The sequence below is a fragment of the Grimontia hollisae CIP 101886 genome (assembly GCF_000176515.1).
Taxonomy (GTDB): Bacteria; Pseudomonadota; Gammaproteobacteria; order Enterobacterales; family Vibrionaceae; genus Enterovibrio; species Enterovibrio hollisae.
On sequence record NZ_ADAQ01000011.1, the window covers coordinates 723,445 to 742,848 of the forward strand.

15 protein-coding genes and 2 tRNA genes are annotated in these 19,404 nt (G+C 50.9%); 3 read left to right on the top strand and 14 right to left on the bottom strand.

Annotation, left to right across the window (positions count from 1 at the left end):
- Positions 1-5: 5 nt before the first annotated feature.
- The 3 genes from VHA_RS09600 (at position 6) to VHA_RS09610 (ending at position 4,082) form a co-directional block, all read left to right on the top strand.
- A complete protein-coding gene (locus VHA_RS09600) occupies positions 6-2,048 on the top strand; it encodes a sensor domain-containing protein (RefSeq protein WP_040528590.1) in 2,043 nt (680 codons plus the stop codon).
- 160 nt (positions 2,049-2,208) lie between these two features.
- Positions 2,209-3,204, top strand: a complete 996-nt coding sequence (gene ubiU / locus VHA_RS09605) for a ubiquinone anaerobic biosynthesis protein UbiU (RefSeq protein ID WP_005503856.1) — start codon at positions 2,209-2,211, stop codon at positions 3,202-3,204.
- Positions 3,205-3,215: 11 nt separating this feature from the next.
- On the top strand, positions 3,216-4,082 hold the full coding sequence (locus VHA_RS09610) for a U32 family peptidase (RefSeq protein WP_005503857.1): 867 nt from the start codon (positions 3,216-3,218) through the stop codon (positions 4,080-4,082).
- A gap of 88 nt (positions 4,083-4,170) precedes the next feature.
- Here VHA_RS09610 and nlpI read toward each other — a convergent pair whose 3' ends face one another.
- The 14 genes from nlpI to ftsH all read right to left on the bottom strand — a co-directional run bounded on the left by nlpI (position 4,171) and on the right by ftsH (position 19,360).
- Positions 4,171-5,067: a lipoprotein NlpI gene (gene nlpI, locus VHA_RS09615; RefSeq protein WP_005503858.1), complete on the bottom strand. Its 897-nt coding sequence runs from the start codon at positions 5,065-5,067 to the stop codon at positions 4,171-4,173.
- An 80-nt stretch (positions 5,068-5,147) separates the two neighbouring features.
- Complete coding sequence (pnp, locus tag VHA_RS09620; RefSeq protein ID WP_005503859.1) at positions 5,148-7,277, bottom strand: polyribonucleotide nucleotidyltransferase; 2,130 nt, start codon at positions 7,275-7,277, stop codon at positions 5,148-5,150.
- A gap of 390 nt (positions 7,278-7,667) precedes the next feature.
- Entirely contained in the window at positions 7,668-7,937 is a 270-nt protein-coding gene (gene rpsO / locus VHA_RS09625) for a 30S ribosomal protein S15 (RefSeq protein WP_005503860.1), read from the bottom strand.
- Positions 7,938-8,068: 131 nt separating this feature from the next.
- On the bottom strand, positions 8,069-9,019 hold the full coding sequence (truB, locus tag VHA_RS09630) for a tRNA pseudouridine(55) synthase TruB (RefSeq protein WP_005503861.1): 951 nt from the start codon (positions 9,017-9,019) through the stop codon (positions 8,069-8,071).
- Positions 9,019-9,411, bottom strand: coding sequence for a 30S ribosome-binding factor RbfA (rbfA, locus tag VHA_RS09635; RefSeq protein WP_005503863.1), 393 nt, complete (start codon positions 9,409-9,411; stop codon positions 9,019-9,021). The genes truB and rbfA overlap by 1 nt, the downstream gene beginning before the upstream one ends.
- A gap of 85 nt (positions 9,412-9,496) precedes the next feature.
- Positions 9,497-12,196, bottom strand: a complete 2,700-nt coding sequence (gene infB / locus VHA_RS09640; protein ID WP_005503865.1) for a translation initiation factor IF-2 — start codon at positions 12,194-12,196, stop codon at positions 9,497-9,499.
- A gap of 21 nt (positions 12,197-12,217) precedes the next feature.
- Complete coding sequence (nusA, locus tag VHA_RS09645) at positions 12,218-13,705, bottom strand: transcription termination factor NusA (protein WP_005503866.1); 1,488 nt, start codon at positions 13,703-13,705, stop codon at positions 12,218-12,220.
- Between the two features lie 21 nt (positions 13,706-13,726).
- Positions 13,727-14,182, bottom strand: coding sequence for a ribosome maturation factor RimP (gene rimP, locus VHA_RS09650; protein ID WP_005503867.1), 456 nt, complete (start codon positions 14,180-14,182; stop codon positions 13,727-13,729).
- 169 nt (positions 14,183-14,351) lie between these two features.
- Positions 14,352-14,428 (bottom strand) — tRNA-Met (locus VHA_RS09655).
- Between the two features lie 74 nt (positions 14,429-14,502).
- Positions 14,503-14,589: transfer RNA gene (locus VHA_RS09660), tRNA-Leu, on the bottom strand.
- Between the two features lie 6 nt (positions 14,590-14,595).
- Positions 14,596-14,928 (bottom strand): preprotein translocase subunit SecG, encoded by a 333-nt coding sequence (secG, locus tag VHA_RS09665; RefSeq protein ID WP_005503868.1) that lies wholly within the window; start codon positions 14,926-14,928, stop codon positions 14,596-14,598.
- A 210-nt stretch (positions 14,929-15,138) separates the two neighbouring features.
- Positions 15,139-16,476: a phosphoglucosamine mutase gene (gene glmM / locus VHA_RS09670; RefSeq protein WP_005503869.1), complete on the bottom strand. Its 1,338-nt coding sequence runs from the start codon at positions 16,474-16,476 to the stop codon at positions 15,139-15,141.
- Positions 16,473-17,324: a dihydropteroate synthase gene (gene folP / locus VHA_RS09675; protein WP_005503870.1), complete on the bottom strand. Its 852-nt coding sequence runs from the start codon at positions 17,322-17,324 to the stop codon at positions 16,473-16,475. The genes glmM and folP overlap by 4 nt, the downstream gene beginning before the upstream one ends.
- An 86-nt stretch (positions 17,325-17,410) precedes the next feature.
- A complete protein-coding gene (ftsH, locus tag VHA_RS09680; protein ID WP_005503871.1) occupies positions 17,411-19,360 on the bottom strand; it encodes an ATP-dependent zinc metalloprotease FtsH in 1,950 nt (649 codons plus the stop codon).
- Positions 19,361-19,404: the final 44 nt, after the last annotated feature.

The following is a 19,404-nucleotide window of genomic DNA, read 5'->3' on the forward strand; positions in this document are numbered from 1 at the left end:
CCTAAATGCCCGTTGAGCAGTTGACCTATTGGTTCTCACGTCTTACTCAAAACAGTCCATTTCTCTTTGCCGTCCTGGACAAACATCACCATTACCTTTGGGTAAGTCAACGCTATTGCGAAATCAGCGGGCTGGAACATGACAAGTTGATCGGCAAACACGATAAGGACATTCTCGGCCCCCATTTTTACGAGGCACTCAAACCCCACTATGAGCGCGCCTTCCGTGGTGACAGCTCTGAGGGAGAGATCGCGCTGAACGATGGGATACACGACGCCAGCTTCCACTTCAGTGTCACACCACTGGCTGAGAGCGAATGGCGGGAAGGCGCGATCATTTTCCATGCTGCGGATACATCTGAACGCCAGGTACTCACCAGTGCACTGGAATCCTCAGAGAGCCGGTTTGAAAACCTGTGTCAGCTTGTAGGTGACGGATGCTGTGTGCTCGCGGATGGTGTGGTACTGAGCGCTAACCGTGTTGCAGGGAAATTGCTGGGCTTTGACAGTCACAACGAGATCCTGGGCGAAGACATTGAAAATCTGCTGATCTCCCCAGTGAAAGGCCAATCTGTGGAGGCGTCTCTCAATGCCCTGAAACCCGGACAGCAACTGGTCTGCCAGGCCAGAGAGGCTGACGGAAACCCCGCACTGAATGTCTCATTTGGATCGGTGAGCCTGCTCGGCGGCAGTGGTGCCATTATCACTCTCTCCCGCACGGCAGCGGTGCCAGATCATCAACAGACGTTCGAAAAACTGGCCCAGTTTGATGCCCTGACCGGCCTGTACAATCGCCACGGATTTTCCCGTCGCCTGGTACAACTCATCAACAGCAACACCCCCCTTTTGATGTTTTATCTCGACATCGATAACTTCAAAAACATCAATGATTCCCTGGGACACCATATTGGCGACCGTGTACTTCAGGACATTGCTCAGCGCCTTCGCAAACGACTTCCGCCAGACACCATTCTCGGCCACCTTGGTGGTGATGAGTTCGCCATTTTACTGCCCGAACACAGCAGCGATGAAGTAGCCAATGAGCTGTCACGCCGTGTGGTGGATATTATCAGCCAGCCGTTTGACCTTTACCATTTCAGCAAATACCTCGCCTGCTCCATCGGCATGGTGAGGTACCCTGATGACGGCAAAGATGCACGCAGTCTGCTGCAAAACGCCGATACTGCAATGTACGAGGCCAAGGAACGAGGTCGAAACCGCTTGGTGACGTATAACCAGCACATGAACAAAGAAGCGCGCATGCGTCTCTGGCTAGAAATAGAACTACAAAAAGCACTTCAAAACAATAGTTTAGAGGTTTGGTATCAGCCCAAAGTCAACGCCAAGGATTACACCATCAATGGTGCTGAAGCACTGGTGCGCTGGAAACATCCTGTCGAAGGTTACATCAGCCCAGGGCGTTTTATTCCGGTCGCAGAGCGCTCGGGCATGATTGAACTGCTGGGTCGCAACGTGATGCGCGAAGTGTTCCAAACCGTGCGACGGTGGCAGAACATGAAGATATTACCGGGGCGTGTGGCTATCAACCTGTCACCCCAACAATTCCGCAATCCGAATCTCACCTCACACATGAAAAAGCTGCAGGCAGCAACCGAAATTGCTCCGTCACTCATTACCTTTGAACTGACAGAAAGTGCTGTTATGAATGATGGTGAGCATGCTATCCAGATGCTGAATGCCATTAAAGATCTGGGCTTCGCTCTCTCTATCGATGACTTTGGTACAGGCTATTCGTCACTCTCCTACCTGGCAAAATTCCCACTCGATGAGATCAAAATCGACCGTGCTTTTATCAGTGACATGGAAACCTTTCCTAAACAGGTCACCTTGATAGAGAACATCATCACCCTTGGTCGCTCACTGAATATGTCAGTCGTCGCCGAGGGGGTCGAGACAGGCAAACAGGCCAGCGTATTGGCCAACCTGAAATGCGACACTATCCAGGGCTTTCATTTCTACAAACCGATGCCAAGGGCCGAATTTGAAACGTTACTGATTAATAACCATAAAGCCAGAGTGGCTTCTTAAATCCCAAAGGTGCGACACGCACCTTTTTCTCGCCTCCAGCTCAAATTTTTCACCTTAATCTGCCTTATATCAAAACCCATACCGTCACCTCTCCTTACAATCCGGGGTTTATCTCAACACCCAACCAGCTTGATGCTGACCACGTTTCGTGGGGAGAAATATGGAATTGCTTTGTCCCGCAGGGAACCTCCCTGCCTTAAAAACTGCTATCGATAACGGTGCTGACGCAGTATATATTGGCTTTAAAGGCGGCACCAATGCCCGCCATTTTGCAGGCCTGAACTTTGATGGGAAGAAACTGGAAAAAGCCGTTTCTTACGTCCGGGATAGCAACAAACACATTCACGTCGCGTTGAACACCTTTGCACATCCTGATGGATTCAAGCGCTGGACTGACGCCGTGGATGCGGCGGTCGATCTGGGCGTAGACGCACTGATCATTGCCGATCTCGCCGTGCTTGATTATACCGCCACCAAACACCCGGACATGGAAATCCACCTGTCCGTGCAGGCATCTGCCACCAACAGTGCCGCTATTCAGTTCTACAAAGACCATTTCAACGTCAAACGCGTGGTACTGCCGCGAGTGCTTTCTATTCATCAGGTCAAGCAACTGGCTCGCACTACGGATGTGGATCTGGAAGTCTTTGCATTTGGCAGCCTGTGCATCATGTCTGAGGGGCGCTGTTATCTTTCCTCTTACCTGACCGGTGAATCCCCGAACACAGTGGGTGCCTGCTCACCAGCTAAATACGTTCGCTGGCAGGAAACCCCTGACGGCTTGGAATCACGGCTGAATAACATTCTGATTGACCGCTATAAAGCGGGCGAAAATGCTGGCTACCCCACCCTGTGCAAAGGCCGCTTTGTAACAGATGCAGAACCTTTCCATGCCCTGGAAGAGCCAACTAGCCTCAATACCCTCTCCATTTTGCCTGAGCTGTTTGAAGCCAATATTGCCTCGGTGAAAATTGAAGGCCGCCAGCGCAGCCCTGCCTATGTTGAGCAGGTCACCCGCACCTGGCGGCAGGCTATCGACAGCTACAAGCGCAACCCGGAAAACTATCAGGTACTGCCACAATGGAACCAGTGCCTTGACAGCGTTTCTGAAGGTGCACAAACCACACTTGGCGCCTATCACCGTCAATGGCAGTAAGGGAGTAACCCATGAAATATTCACTTGGCCCACTTCTTTATTTCTGGCCTAAAAACGATGTTGAAACCTTCTATCAAACCGCGGTAGGAAGCGACGCTGATATCGTCTATCTGGGTGAAACCGTGTGTTCGAAGCGCCGTGAAATGCGTCCTGCTGACTGGATGAACCTCGGTCGTGAACTGGCTGCCAGCGGCAAGCAAGTGGTGTTGTCGACCATGGCGCTGCTGGAAGCGCCGAGCGAAGTCAGGGTGATGCAAACCTATATTGACAACGGTGAGTTCATCATTGAAGCCAACGACGTGTCTGCCATTCAGTTAGCTCACGAAAAAGGTATTCCGTTTGTCGCAGGCCCGGCATTGAACCTTTATAACGCACAAGCATTGCAGGTGATGCTCAAAAAAGGCATGACCCGCTGGTGCATGCCGGTAGAGCTGTCCCGTGAGTGGTTGCAAAAAGTGCAGGCTGAGGCTGATGCGATGGGTATCCGTAACCAGTTTGAAGTGGAAGTGTTCTCTTATGGTCACTTACCGCTGGCCTACTCTGCCCGCTGCTTCAGTGCCCGGGCAGAAAACCGTCCGAAAGACAAGTGCGAAACCTGCTGCATCAACTACCCACAAGGATTGGAGGTAAAAAGCCAGGAAGGCCAACCCGTCTTTACCCTCAACGGCATTCAGACCCAATCCGGGTATTGTTATGACCTCAGCGCAGACATCGCCTCAATGGAGGGTTTGGTCGATGTCATACGTATTAGCCCACAAAGCATGCGAACTCTGGATGTACTGGCCGGTTTCAAACGCGGCGAATCCGGTTTTGCCCCCAAAAGCCACTTCTGTAATGGTTACTGGCACAGCATTGAAGGTATGGCAATACAGTCTTAACCTGCGCACTGAAACAACAAAAGCCGCATTGCGGCTTTTTCTTTCTTTATCAATGGGAAAGTATTCAGTATCGACAGGAAAAGACGGGTCAGGACGGGTTATTCAGCTCATAGGCAATACGGCTAAGCTCCAGCATGGAGTAACGATGTTCGACAAAGTCATACACATTGCCGGACATGGCAAGTTTATACAACGCTACAGCAGAGCTGATATCCCCTTGGGCCTGATAACGCTTGGCAAGGTAGAAATACCCTTCACACAGCCTTCCCGCCAACTGGGCGTTGTCTGTACTCTCGTTCATCACTTTCTGAAAAAACGCTTCTTCACTGATATCGTCGAGATACATGCGGGCCAGCAGCCAGCCCCAGTCGAGTTTATCTGAGCGATTATAGCGCTCTCTCAGTTCTTGTTTTGCTTTCTCTGGCCCCAAATACTCAAGCTCTGCCAGATACAACCAAAGGGCACGGTAGGCATCATTTTCGTCGTCATGAAAATGTTTGAGCAAATCCCGAATAGCCAATTCATAACGGCCACCGTAATACAGGGCAATGCCTCGGTTACGCTCAGCAAACTGGTGCTTTTCATTCAGCTCAAGACTGGAATCAAACGCTTCATAGGCGGCGTCATACATACCGCTTTGGGTAAAATATACCCCGAGAATATTGAACACATCTGGTTGTGCCGGGTTGTAGGACAAGGAACGATTAAAATCAAGACGCGCCAGATCGCGAAGTCCCAGGCTGTCATTGATAAGGCCACGCTCATAGTAAAGCAGTGCCCGATCTTTTTCTGCCAGATCGTTCCTAAGCAAGATCTGGTCGATGCGCGCGAGTTGCACTTCCTGTTGCGTGGTTGGCTGCAATGGCACCGCCATCGGCAACATATGCCATGGCTGGTTGTTGCTCACTGACAACGGAGTCGCACAGCCAGATAGCAGCAGTGCCGATCCCAATATAGTCAGTGGCAGCCAGTTAAATTTTCGCATGTGCGCTTTTCTCCTGAAAAACAAAAAGGGGGCATCGCCCCCTTTTTATACCGTGTTTCACGCTACAGCGTAAACCGTTATTATGCGTCAGCTTGTGGCTGTGCGTCAGATTCAGAGGCGTCTGGCGCTTGCTCTACCGCTTCTTTCATTGACAGGCGAATACGACCCTGGCGATCGATTTCCAGCACTTTAACCTGTACTTCCTGACCCATTTCCACGTAGTCAGACACTTTTTCAATGCGCTTGTCAGCCACTTGTGAAATGTGCACCAGACCTTCTTTGGTGCCGATCACCGACACGAAGCAACCGAAATCAACGATACGGGTCACTTTACCGGTATAAATACGGCCTACTTCCACTTCTGCGGTCAGCGCTTCGATACGTGCGATAGCGGCTTTTGCTTTCTCGCCGTCGGTCGCGGCAATCTTCACCGTGCCATCATCTTCGATTTCGATGGTGGTATCGGTTTCTTCCGTCAGGGCACGGATCACTGCGCCGCCTTTACCAATCACATCTTTGATCTTCTCTGGGTTGATCTTGATGGTATGGATACGTGGTGCAAACTCAGAAATATCGTCACGCGCAGAAGAGATCGCCTGATCCATCACGTTAAGGATGTGCAGACGCGCACCCTTCGCCTGGTTCAGGGCAATTTGCATGATCTCTTTGGTGATACCTTCGATCTTGATGTCCATCTGCAGTGCAGTCACACCATCGTCAGTACCCGCCACTTTAAAGTCCATGTCGCCCAGGTGGTCTTCATCACCCAGGATGTCAGACAGAACCACGAAATCGTCGCCTTCTTTCACCAGACCCATTGCGATACCCGCAACAGATTTCTTGATCGGCACACCTGCGTCCATCAGCGCCAGCGATGAACCACACACAGAAGCCATTGAAGAAGAACCGTTAGATTCAGTGATCTCAGAAACCACACGCACGGTGTACGGGAATTCTTCCTGAGATGGCATAACTGCTGCAATACCACGCTTCGCCAGTTTACCGTGGCCAATTTCACGGCGTTTCGGTGAACCTACAAAGCCGGTTTCACCCACACAGTATGGAGGGAAGTTGTAATGGAACAGGAAGTTATCAGTACGCTCACCAGTGATTTCATCAATGATTTGCGCGTCACGCTGGGTACCCAGCGTCGCGGTAACCAATGCCTGGGTTTCACCACGGGTGAACAGCGCTGAGCCGTGGGTACGTGGCAGAACACCGGTACGTACGTCCAGCGCGCGCACCATGTCTTTCTCACGGCCGTCAATACGAGGCTCGCCCGCGATGATACGGCTACGGACAACCTGCTTCTCCAGACTGCTCAGCATGCCCTGAATTTCACGTGCATCCAAAGATTCGTCTTGCTCCAGCAGTTGTTCAACAACCGCAGACTTGATTTCACCCACACGGGTGTAACGCGCCATTTTTTCAGTGATTTGGTACGCTTCTGTCAGCTGTGCTTCTGCCAACTCAGCAACACGTGCTTTCAGCTCAGTGTTAACTTCAGGCGCAGACCATTCCCATGCAGGTGTCGCCACTTCGGCTGCAAATTCTTTGATTGCATTGATAACAACCTGCTGCTGGTCATGACCGAACACGACGGCTTGCAGCATTTGCTCTTCGCTCAGGCGGTCAGCTTCAGACTCAACCATCAGAACGGCATTGTCAGTACCGGCAACCACCAGATCCAGACGGCTCTCTTCCAGCTCTTTGTTGCTTGGGTTCAGAACCAGCTCATCGTTGATATAACCCACACGCGCCGCACCAATTGGGCCATTGAATGGAATACCAGAGATAGAGAGCGCTGCAGACGTACCAATCATCGCAACGATGTCTGGGTTAACGTTCGGGTTAACAGAAACAACGGTCGCGATCACCTGAACTTCGTTCTTGAAGTGATCTGGGAACAGGGGACGGATTGGACGGTCAATCAGACGTGCAGTCAGGGTTTCGCCTTCAGAAGGACGACCTTCACGCTTGAAGAAACCACCTGGGATTTTACCTGCCGCGTAAGTACGCTCTTGGTAGTTAACCGTCAGCGGGAAAAAATCCTGGCCTTCTACCGCGTCTTTTTTACCAACGACTGATACGAATACAGAGGTATCGTCCATGCTTACCATCACGGCAGCAGTCGCCTGGCGCGCCATTACGCCGGTTTCCAACGTTACGGTGTGGTTGCCGTACTGGAATGTTTTTACGATTGGATTCACGAGAAATTCCTTGTTGTTGCGCGCACGGGTGCGCTGAATTACTTAACGTTCAACGGGCTCACCAATCGCGACTAATGACAAAGTTCTCACGGTGTTGAAGAGCTTTCTCAATAGTCGCGACCTGATGGTCGACGTGGTTGACTGTGAGTCCGATGAAAGCGCCAACATTATACACGGCTATCTGATTTTCGTTAACTTGCGACAGAAAGTTTCGTGCGCAAAAACCCAATAATTCGTTTGATGCTGGTGGTTTATCCGCCAATGCGGGGAAACGTGGTAAGCACGCTGACACTGTAGTCTGAATTGCAGGGAAACAGGGCAGGACATAAAACAAGAAAAGGAGCCGCAAGGCTCCTTCTCAGATTGCGATGCTTAAAAGCCAGCGGCTTATTAGCGACGCAGCCCCAGACGACCGATCAGTGCCAGGTAACGGTCAGCGTCTTTACGCTTCAGGTAGTCCAGAAGCTTACGACGACGAGAAACCATGCGCAGCAGGCCGCGACGGCTGTGGTGGTCACCTTTGTGCTCAGCGAAGTGGCCTTGCAGGTGGTTGATAGAAGCTGTCAGCAAAGCTACCTGTACTTCTGGAGAACCTGTGTCGTTTGCGCCTTGTGCGTATTCAGCAACGATTGCTGCTTTAGTTTCTGCATTCAGAGACATAGTCATTTCCTAAATGTAAAAGGTTTTAATTTGTGTCAGCCAATCTCTGATTCAGCCGACACCCGAGGCGGCGAATTCTACAGCGATTCCCCTGCTAAGGCAACCGCTGTCGCATTCGGCATGCCATAAATTTATTGCTGAGACGTACGCACCAGACGGCGGGGCTTCAACATACCATCAGCATCGATTTCTCCAACACCGATAAAGGTGTGGTCATCTCCCACGGTCATACGAAGCACTTCCCCTTCTGCTGGCGCATTAGGAATTTGCACCGACTGGCCCTGTAGGGCATAGCTCGCTACCACCGGCAACAGATTTACTTCACGTAAATCCTGCACCGCAGTGTCTAGCGGCAGAAGCAATGGATCCAACAGCTCGCGTGGCTGTATACCTTGTTCGCGCGCTTGTTCAAGCAGTACTTCCAGCTGCGCCAGCGTCACCATTTTTTCATACGGATAACGGGAGACGCCAGTGCGGCGCAACATGGTTACATGGGCACCACAGCCCAGCATTTCGCCAAGATCATCCACGATAGTACGGATGTAAGTGCCTTTCGAGCAATGCACTTCCATTTCCACTTCATGGCCTTCAAAGCGCAGCAATGAGATATCGTAGACTGTGATCTTGCGGGCTTCGCGCGGTACTTCAATGCCTTTACGGGCGTATTCGTACAACGGCCTACCTTCGTACTTCAATGCCGAGAACATCGAAGGTACCTGCATGGTTTCGCCACGGAAAGCGGCAATTGCACGCTCCAGATCGCCAAGACTGACTTTCACTTCACGGTTTTCTACCACTTCACCATCAGAATCAGACGTATTGGTACGCTCGCCAAGCTTGGCGATCACACGGTAACGTTTATCTGAATCCAGCAGGAACTGGGAGAACTTGGTCGCCTCACCAAAGCAAATCGGCAGCATACCGGTGGCCAGTGGATCCAGTGCACCGGTGTGACCTGCTTTCTCCGCAAAGTAGATGCTTTTAACTTTCTGCAATGCTGCGTTTGACGTAATGCCGGTAGGTTTATCCAGCAGGATAATCCCGTCAACAGGACGTCCGCGGCGACGTGGACGGCGACCCATTACTCTTCCTCTCCATCCACATCACTGCGGCGCGCTTCATCTGATTTCACCGCTTGTGAAACCAGGTTGGAGATGCGCATACCTTCCGTCAGTGACGCATCAAAATAGAAGGTGATTTCAGGCGTAACACGCAGTCGAATTGCTTTACCAAGCAGGCTACGGATATAGCCCGTCGCTTCATGGAGTGCTTCCAGGCCGCCTTGTGGGGTTTGATCTCCCATGGTCAGGAAAGTCACAAACACTTTGGCATAGGCAAGGTCGCGTGACACTTCTACGCCGGAGACAGTCACCATACCAATGCGTGGATCTTTTATCTCGCGCTGCAGGATCAGTGCAATTTCTTTTTGCAGTTGCTGCGACACGCGTTGAGTACGGCTGAATTCTTTTGCCATAACGCTCTTCTCTCATAAGAAATGGGGGGAAAGTGCCACGCACTTCCCCCCATGGTGTTTATAAACAACCGGTTACCGTCGGTTATTAGTCGATAGTACGCTTGACTTCGACCACTTCAAAGACTTCGATTTGGTCGCCAACGCGGACATCGTTGTAGTTCTTAACGCCGATACCACACTCGTAGCCTTTTGCCACTTCTTGTACGTCGTCCTTAAAGCGACGTAGTGACTCAAGCTCACCTTCGTAGATAACCACGTTGTCACGCAGTACACGGATTGGGTTGTTGCGCTTGATAGTACCTTCAGACACCACACAACCGGCAATTGCGCCCAGTTTCGGTGACTTGAACACTTCACGTACTTCAGCCAGACCCATGATTTCCTGCTTGAACTCAGGCGCCAGCATACCGCTCATCGCCTGCTTCACTTCGTCGATCAAGGCGTAGATAACGGAGTAGTAACGCAGATCCAGGCTTTCAGTATCAATGGTCTTACGTGCAGAGGCATCAGCACGTACGTTAAAGCCAACCAGGATAGCGTTAGACGCCGCGGCCAGTACTGCGTCAGTTTCAGTGATTGCGCCCACACCGGAGCCGACAATCTTCACTTTCACTTCGTCAGTAGACAGTTTCACCAGTGATTCAGCAATCGCTTCTACTGAACCCTGTACATCCGCTTTCAGTACAATGTTCAGTTCAGACACTTCGCCTTCAGCCATGTTAGAGAACATGTTCTCAAGCTTCGCTTTCTGCTGACGAGCCAGTTTCACATCACGGAACTTGCCTTGACGGTACAGGGCTACTTCACGTGCTTTACGTTCATCACGGACAACCGTCGCTTCGTCACCCGCTTGTGGTACACCTGACAGACCCAGAATTTCCACAGGAATAGACGGGCCAGCTTCATCCACTTCATTACCGTTCTCGTCACGCATTGCGCGAACACGGCCATACTCCAGGCCACACAGAACGATATCGCCTTTCTTCAGCGTACCTTCCTGAACCAGCACCGTTGCTACCGGACCACGGCCTTTGTCCAGACGTGATTCGATAACCACACCACTTGCCATACCGTCACGAACAGCTTGAAGTTCCAGCACTTCAGATTGCAGCAGAATAGCTTCCAACAATGCGTCAATATTGATGCCTTGCTTCGCAGAAACGTGAACAAACATGTTCTCGCCGCCCCACTCTTCAGGAATAACATCGTGCTGTGCCAGCTCGTTTTTCACCTGATCCGGGTTCGCCGTATCTTTGTCAATTTTGTTCACGGCGACAATCAGAGGAACGTCCGCCGCTTTCGCGTGCTGGATGGCTTCGATAGTCTGTGGCATTACACCATCGTCTGCAGCAACAACCAGTACCACAATATCCGTTGCTTTCGCACCACGTGCACGCATCGAAGTAAACGCTGCGTGTCCCGGGGTGTCCAGGAAGGTGATCATACCGTTTTCGGTTTCAACGTGGTATGCACCGATGTGCTGGGTAATACCGCCCGCCTCACCCGATGCAACGTGTGCTTTACGGATGTAGTCCAGCAGCGACGTTTTACCGTGGTCAACGTGACCCATGATGGTAACAACCGGTGCACGGGGTTCCAGCTTCGCGTTGCCATCACGATCTGACAGCACCGCTTCTTCCAGCTCATTTTCTTTGCGAAGAACCACTTTGTGGCCCATTTCTTCCGCAACCAACTGCGCTGTTTCCTGATCAATCACTTGGTTGATGGTTGCCATGGCGCCCATCTTCATCATGGTTTTGATCACTTCGGTCGCTTTCACTGCCATCTTGTTAGCCAATTCAGCAACAGTGACAGTTTCACCAATTTCTACATCACGGGTGACTTTCTGCGCAGGCTTTTGGAAACCATGTTGCATAGAGGTTGGTTTCGCCATACGGCCTTTTAATTTACCGCCTTTACCACCACGGCTACGGGAAGAAGACACCTCGTCTTTCTCTTGCGCTGATTTTTTCTTCTTGCGGCGACGTGGCGCAGCTTCTTGGCGACGATCTGCTTCGTCTTCCGCTTCACGTGCATATCTTGATGTGGTGGTGTGATGATCTGCTGTTTCCATTACTTCAACAACTGCAGCCTCTTGTTGACTCCAACGTTCTTCATTCAATTCTGCCATTTTGCGTGCCTCTTCTAGCTGGCGCTGACTTTCTTCTTCAGCTTTACGCTTGGCTTCCTCTTCCTGGCGACGCTTGAGTTCATCAGCTTCTTTCTTCGCTTGCGCCTCAGCTGCTTGACGAGCAGCCGTCTCTTCAGCTGTCTCGTTCGAAGCTTTTGCTTTTTCTGCCGCAATGCGTGCTTTTTCTTCTGCTTCACGCTTGGCCTTTTCTTCAGCCTCACGTTTTGCTTTTTCTTCAGCCTCACGTTTCGCTGCTTCTTCAGCTTCGCGACGGGCCTTTTCCTCTGCCTCACGCTTCGCTGCTTCTTCAGCTTCACGTTGTGCAGCTTCCTGCGCTGCACGCTGTTCTTCTAATTCACTGCGCTTCACGTAGGTACGCTTTTTACGTACTTCTACCTGAACATCCTTACTCTTTCCGCCAGCACCAGAAACACTCAGCGTGCTGCGTTTTTTGCGCTGTAACGTCAGTCGAGTTGGAGCGCTACCATCATCACCGTGCTCTCGCTTGAGGTGAGACAGCAAGGTTTGTTTCTCATCTTGGCTTACATTGTCGTCTGCCGATTTCTGAATGCCTGCATCTTGAAATTGCTTCAGCAAACGTTCTACCGGCGTATCAATTTCGTTCGCCAGCGCTTTAACTGTAACCTCTGACATTCTGCTCCTCCTTTGCTGCGCTTAAGCTTCGTCGCTGAACCAGCAAATATTGCGCGCGGCCATAATCAGCTCACCCGCTTTAACTTCATCCATTCCCTCGATATCCAAAAGATCGTCAGTACCTTGGTCAGCCAGATCTTCCAGAGTGCAGATGCCTTTCGCCGCCAGTCGGAACGCCAAATCACGCTCCAAACCTTCCAGACCCAACAGGTCTTCTGCGGGCTCTGCACCTTCAAGGATTTCTTCTTTCGCCAACGCAATGGTGGTCAGCGCTTCTTTTGCGCGGCTACGCAATTCTTCTACGGTATCTTCATCCAAACCGTTAATCTCCAGCAGTTCAGCTGCTGGTACGTAGGCCACTTCTTCAAGTGTGGTAAAGCCTTCTTCAACCAATACGGCTGCGAAGTCTTCATCAATGTCCAGGTGCTTGCTGAACAGCTCAATTGACTGTCCCGCTTCTTCCTGATGTTTTTTCTGCAGATCTTGCACTGTCATCACGTTCAGTTCCCAGCCAGTGAGCTGAGAAGCCAGACGAACATTCTGACCGTTGCGGCCGATAGCCTGCGCAAGGTTGTCCGCTTCTACGGCGATATCCATGGTGTGGGTATCTTCATCAACAATGATGGATGCAACATCAGCTGGTGCCATCGCGTTAATCACGAATTGTGCCGGATTGTCGTCCCAAAGCACGATATCAATACGTTCGCCACCCAGCTCACCAGACACCGCCTGAACACGCGCACCACGCATTCCCACGCACGCACCAACAGGGTCAATACGCTTGTCGTTGGTCTTAACCGCAATTTTTGCACGAGAGCCAGGATCACGCGCCGCCCCCATCACTTCAATCATTTCTTCGCCGATCTCTGGCACTTCAATGCGGAACAGCTCGATCAGCATTTCTGGCTTAGAGCGGGTCATAAACAGCTGAAAACCACGCGCTTCTGGACGTACAGCATATAATAAACCACGCACGCGGTCGCCTGGGCGGAAGTTTTCACGTGGCAGTTGATCGTCACGTTGAATTGCCGCTTCAGCGTTGTTGCCCAAATCGACGATAACCACATCACGGTTTACTTTCTTCACCACACCGGTGATCAGCTCACCTTCGTTCTCCATGAATTGTTCAACCACTTGCGCGCGCTCAGCTTCACGCACTTTTTGTACGATAACCTGCTTCGCAGTTTGTGTGGTGATGCGGTCAAACGTTACTGACTCAATCTGGTCTTCAACATAGCTTCCCAGTTCCAGGGTTTCGTCGTCAAACTGGGCCGCTTCAAGGGTGATTTCACGTGTTGGAAGCGTAACTTCTTCTACCACTAACCAACGGCGGAATGTATCAAATTCGCCAGTTTTGCGGTCGATAGCCACACGTACGTCGATGTCAGCATCGTATTTTTTCTTTGTTGCTGTAGCCAGCGCTGTCTCCAGTGCTTCAAAAATGCGCTCGCGCGGAACTGCCTTTTCGTTGGAAACCGCTTCTACGACAGCCAAGATTTCTTTGTTCATGAACTAATGCCTCATTTAACCTTAAAATGAAGGAACCAGGTTGGCCTTGGCAATATTGCTCAGGGCGAACGCTTCTTCGTTGCCATCGACCTTAATGGTGACGGTCTCGCCTTCGACAGAAAGGATCTCACCTTTCCACTTGCGGCGGTTCTGCATGGCCATTTTCAGTACAATTGTGACTTCGTGGCCAACAAAGCGCTGATAATGCTCAGCTTTAAACAGTGGTCGCTCCAGACCTGGCGATGACACTTCCAGGTTGTAAGCCACAGTGATCGGATCTTCTACATCCATCACTGCACTAACCTGACGGCTCACTTCTGCACAGTCTTCCACTGTGATGCCGTTTTCGTGATCGATGTAAATACGCAGGGTAGAGTGTTGTCCTGCACGAACAAACTCAAGCCCGACCAATTCGTAGTCCAGTGCTTTCACAGGCGCTTCCAGCAAGGCAAGAAGCTGTTTTTCTAGTCCGGTCATACAAACCCCAGAAATAAAAAAAGGGCCTAAAAGCCCAGTTATCCATTCGAATGGTCATCTTTAGATAACAAAAAACCCCGAACGTCGGGGTTTAATGTAACTGGACCCTATTGCCACGACTTCTCATGGCCGATGACTGTTTTGGTCTCAATAAACAATCATCTAAAAGTGGTTGCGGGGGCCGGATTTGAACCGACGACCTTCGGGTTATGAGCCCGACGAGCTACCAAGCTGCTCCACCCCGCGTCCGAACGGCGCACATTATATCGCCGCCTCACGCACTAATTCAAGTGCCATGACCTTATTCAGGATTTTTAAATTGGTGCTGAGAGCGGGACTTGAACCCGCACGCCAATTAAGGCACTGCCCCCTCAAGACAGCGTGTCTACCAATTCCACCACCTCAGCAAAATTTTAGTTCGGGATGTCGCTGTTGTTACCGGCAGCTGGCACATCACCTGACTGAATCTGCTCCACTGGCACACTCAAGTCGTCATATTCCCCACCTACTTCGGTCTGCTTTGCAGTCAAGTTACCCAAAACGAGGCTGAGAACAAAAAATACTGTTGCGAAAATTGCAGTCATTCGGGTGAGGAAATTTCCAGAGCCGCCAGAGCCAAACACTGTGTTTGATGCCCCAGCCCCAAATGAGGCTCCCATATCTGCGCCTTTACCTTGTTGAATCAGAACCAGGCCAATGACACCAAGCGCAGCCAACAGATAAATCACAAGTAGAATTTCGTACATGGGTTCCACCTATGTTCCAAATTGTTGAGCCAGATGATCGTTTCAGTTCACTAGCGCAACTCCCATCGTTGGGAGCGGGAGAATACTAACCAAAGCCAGCAGGTGAAACAAGTAGAAAATGGAAAAAAACAGGACTTTTCATTCCGTTTGCACATCTTGTAACCAAACCAGCGTTCCCGCTCCAGTGTAATGCCTGACTCCGTCAGGCTTTTAGCAACTTGCTTTTACGGCTTCTGCAATTTCCAGTGCATATGCCTGAACTTCTTCTGCGTTTTCACCTTCCACCATAACCCGGATCAGAGGTTCGGTGCCAGATTTACGCAGCAGGACGCGACCCTTATCGCCCAATTTGGCTTCTACTGCCGCTTTGGCTGACAGGACTGCATCAGACTGAAGAGGATCCGATTCACCGCTAAAACGCACATTTTCGAGCACTTGCGGGAACATGCTCATACCATCACACAACTCTTTCAGTGACATGCCAGTGCCAACAACACTCGCCAGGACCTGCAGTGCCGCAACAATTGCATCACCGGTCGTAACTTTATCCAACAAGATCACGTGGCCGGAATTTTCTGCGCCAATCGTCCAGCCATTTTCCAACAGTTTCTCCATCACGTAGCGGTCACCGACTTTGGCGCGGGTAAACGGAATGCCGAGGTTTTTCAGTGCCACTTCCATGCCCATGTTAGTCATTAGCGTCCCAACGACACCACCTTTGAGCTCACCACGGCGAAGCGATTCACGGGCAATGATATAGGCTATCTGGTCACCATCGACTTTGTTACCTTCATGGTCAACCATAATCACACGGTCGCCATCGCCATCAAACGCGATCCCCAGCATCGCCTGCTCTTCAACAACACGTTTCTGCAGCGCGCGTACGTCGGTGGCGCCCACCTGATCATTAATGTTGGTGCCATTTGGCTCAACGCCCATCGCAATCACGTCGGCGCCCAACTCTTGAAAAACAGAAGGTGCGATGTGATAGGTGGCACCGTGAGCACAATCGAGTACTATCTTTAACCCTTTCAGGCTCATGCTTGACGGGAAAGTGCCTTTACAAAATTCGATATAGCGCCCAGCCGCATCCACGATACGTTTGGCTTTACCCAGTTGTGACGACTCTACACAAGTCAGGGGTTTTTCAAGCTCAGCCTCAATCGCCAGCTCAATCTCGTCCGGCAGTTTGGTGCCTTCAGAGGAGAAAAACTTGATGCCATTATCGTAGTAAGGATTGTGCGATGCAGAAATAACAATCCCGGCTTCCGCACGGAAGGTTTGTGTCAAGTAAGCGATGGCCGGCGTCGGCATAGGTCCAGTAAATGCCGCCTGAAGACCAGCGGCAGACAGGCCTGCTTCCAATGCAGATTCCAACATATAACCGGAGATACGGGTATCTTTACCAATCAGCACTTTCTTGGTGCCCTGTTGGCTCAGTACGCGGCCAGCAGCCCAGCCCAGTTTGAGCATGAAATCCGGAGTGATAGGAAATTGACCTACTTTACCGCGAACACCGTCGGTGCCAAAGTACTTACGTTTTGTCATTGTGTTTCTCCCAAAAATTCCGCCGCCTCCCGCATTGCCTGTACAACACGGATAACATCAGAGGTCTCAGCCACGTCATGGACGCGTATGATGTGTGCCCCTTTCATTGCAGCGATAGTGGCGCAAGCTAAACTTCCCCCGAGAATATCTGTCGGGGATTTTTCTAATAGTTTAAAAATCATAGACTTTCTTGACATACCGGCCAGTACAGGCAGTCCATAACGGTGAAATGCGTCTAGCTGAGCCAGCAGCTGGTAGTTATGGGCCTGGGTTTTGCCAAAACCAAAGCCGGGATCGAGGACTATCTTTTGCCGGTTAATCCCTGCTTCCTCACATGCTTTTATCCGTTCATCAAAGAAGCTGAAAATATCACCAAACAGGTCTTGATAGGTAGGGTTTGCCTGCATAGTACGGGGCTGCCCCTGCATATGCATAAGGCAGACCGGCACGCCTGTTTCTGCGGCGGTTTCTAACGCCCCCGTCTCCCTCAACGCCCTGACATCGTTAATCATATCAGCCCCGGCCAATACAGCTTCACGCATGACTGAGGCTTTACTTGTATCAATCGATATCCAGCAGTCAAAGCGGGAGCGAATGGCTTCTATCGCAGGGATAACACGATCCAGTTCATCCTGTTCGGCTACATCGTTGGCGCCAGGGCGTGTCGATTCCCCTCCGATATCAAGGATAGTGGCACCAGCGACGAGCATGCTTTCAGCATGGCGCAATGCCGCATCCAGCTGGTTAAACTTACCGCCATCAGAAAATGAATCCGGCGTGACATTAAGGATCCCCATCACCTGAGGTGATGACAGATCAAGCATTTTGGATTGATTAAAAAGTTTCATGAGAAGGCTTTGTTCGAAGTGAAAAATTTCTGTTGGCAAAAGAAAAACCCCGAGCTATCCCGGGGTTTGTTATGTTCAACGTACAATTACGCTTCCGATTTGCCGTCCTGATCTACAGGCTTATTGCCTGTTTCCACTTCGCCAGAAGAGGATGGCGGCACATCAGCGCTGGCTTCTGCATTTGGCGTGCTCGGCGTGTTGTCTGAATTATCGTTCGCACTCCAGCCCGCAGGTTCACGAACTGGACGACGTGCCATCAGGTCATCAATTTGCGCGGCATCGATTGTCTCATATTTCATCAATGCATCTTTCATTGCGTGCATGATGTCCATGTTTTCTTCGATAATCTTACGTGCGCGAGTGTAGTTGCGGTCAATCAGTTCACGAATTTCGCTATCAATAAGACGCGCGGTCTCATCAGACATATGTTTGCTCTGGGTCACTGAGCGGCCAAGGAATACCTCGCCTTCGTCTTCTGCATAAAGCAGCGGGCCCAGCTTTTCAGAGAAGCCCCATTGCGTCACCATCTTACGGGCAATATCAGTTGCGCGCTCAATGTCATTGGACGCACCGGTAGACACTTTGTCAGGGCCGTAAATCAGCTCTTCCGCCAAACGACCGCCATACAAGCTCGAAATCATCGACTCCAGATGCTGACGCGACATACTCACGCGATCCTGCTCTGGCAAATACATCGTCACACCCAGCGCACGGCCACGTGGGATGATAGACACTTTGTATACTGGATCGTGCTCCGGCACCAGTCGGCCAACAATCGCATGTCCCGCTTCGTGGTAAGCTGTCGACTCTTTGGTCTCTTCCGACATCACCATCGACTTACGCTCAGCGCCCATCATGATTTTGTCTTTGGCAAGTTCAAACTCAACCATAGAAACAACGCGCTTGTTACCACGTGCAGCAAACAGGGCGGCCTCATTCACCAGGTTAGCCAGATCGGCGCCTGAGAAACCCGGCGTACCTCGGGCAATCAGTGATGCTTCAACATCGCTGCCCAGCGGGACTTTGCGCATGTGAACTTTAAGAATCTGCTCACGACCGCGAACATCTGGCAGACCAACCACCACCTGACGGTCAAAACGGCCAGGGCGCAGAAGCGCAGGGTCCAGTACATCCGGGCGGTTAGTTGCTGCGATAACGATAATGCCTTCGTTACCTTCAAAACCGTCCATCTCAACCAGCATCTGGTTCAGTGTCTGTTCACGTTCATCGTGACCGCCACCAAGGCCTGCTCCACGCTGACGACCTACCGCATCAATCTCGTCAATGAAGATGATGCAGGGCGAGGCTTTCTTCGCTTGTTCGAACATGTCGCGAACACGGGATGCACCCACACCAACGAACATTTCAACGAAGTCAGAACCCGAGATAGTGAAAAACGGTACTTTTGCTTCACCGGCAATTGCTTTTGCCAGCAATGTCTTACCCGTACCAGGAGGCCCCACCATCAACACACCGGTCGGAATTTTACCGCCAAGTTTCTGGAAACGGCTTGGATCGCGCAGATAGTCCACCAACTCTTTCACATCTTCTTTGGCTTCATCACAGCCAGCAACATCGTTAAAGGTGGTTTTGATTTGTTCTTCACTCATCATGCGTGCTTTGGACTTACCAAAGGACATTGCTCCTTTGCCGCCACCGCCTTGCATCTGGCGCATGAAGAAAATCCACACACCGATCAACAACAACATCGGGAACCAAGAGATGAAGATAGACGCAAGAATGCTGGGTTCTTCAGGTGGTGTACCGCGCACCTGAACTTTATGATTGATCAGGTCGTCCAGCAATTTAGGATCTTGCATCACAGGCATGTAGGTGACATAGCCAGTGCCATCACGACGTGTCACCTTCAGTTCGCGGTTGTTGAACTGTACATCCTGTATTTTATCCTGCCCTATTTCTTGGACGAACGAAGTGTAGTCGACTTGACGGCCAGCACTGTCGCCTGGTCCAAAGCTTTGGAAAACAGACATTAATACGACAGCGATCACCAGCCATAAAATCAAGTTTTTTGCCATGTCACTCAAGGTGTTAGCCCCGCAAAAACTATATTAATAATGGT

Bases quoted from the DNA above. Each gene is read 5' to 3' on its own strand.
- rbfA (WP_005503863.1), bottom strand. From the start codon at position 9,411: ATGGCAAAAGAATTCAGCCGTACTCAACGCGTGTCGCAGCAACTGCAA.
- infB (WP_005503865.1), bottom strand. From the start codon at position 12,196: ATGTCAGAGGTTACAGTTAAAGCGCTGGCGAACGAAATTGATACGCCG.
- secG (WP_005503868.1), bottom strand. From the start codon at position 14,928: ATGTACGAAATTCTACTTGTGATTTATCTGTTGGCTGCGCTTGGTGTC.
- truB (WP_005503861.1), bottom strand. From the start codon at position 9,019: ATGGGTCGCCGTCCACGTCGCCGCGGACGTCCTGTTGACGGGATTATC.
- VHA_RS09610 (WP_005503857.1), top strand. From the start codon at position 3,216: ATGAAATATTCACTTGGCCCACTTCTTTATTTCTGGCCTAAAAACGAT.
- nlpI (WP_005503858.1), bottom strand. From the start codon at position 5,067: ATGCGAAAATTTAACTGGCTGCCACTGACTATATTGGGATCGGCACTG.
- rpsO (WP_005503860.1), bottom strand. From the start codon at position 7,937: ATGTCTCTGAATGCAGAAACTAAAGCAGCAATCGTTGCTGAATACGCA.
- nusA (WP_005503866.1), bottom strand. From the start codon at position 13,705: ATGAACAAAGAAATCTTGGCTGTCGTAGAAGCGGTTTCCAACGAAAAG.
- ftsH (WP_005503871.1), bottom strand. From the start codon at position 19,360: ATGGCAAAAAACTTGATTTTATGGCTGGTGATCGCTGTCGTATTAATG.
- VHA_RS09600 (WP_040528590.1), top strand. From the start codon at position 6: ATGCCCGTTGAGCAGTTGACCTATTGGTTCTCACGTCTTACTCAAAAC.
- ubiU (WP_005503856.1), top strand. From the start codon at position 2,209: ATGGAATTGCTTTGTCCCGCAGGGAACCTCCCTGCCTTAAAAACTGCT.
- rimP (WP_005503867.1), bottom strand. From the start codon at position 14,182: ATGACCGGACTAGAAAAACAGCTTCTTGCCTTGCTGGAAGCGCCTGTG.
- glmM (WP_005503869.1), bottom strand. From the start codon at position 16,476: ATGACAAAACGTAAGTACTTTGGCACCGACGGTGTTCGCGGTAAAGTA.
- folP (WP_005503870.1), bottom strand. From the start codon at position 17,324: ATGAAACTTTTTAATCAATCCAAAATGCTTGATCTGTCATCACCTCAG.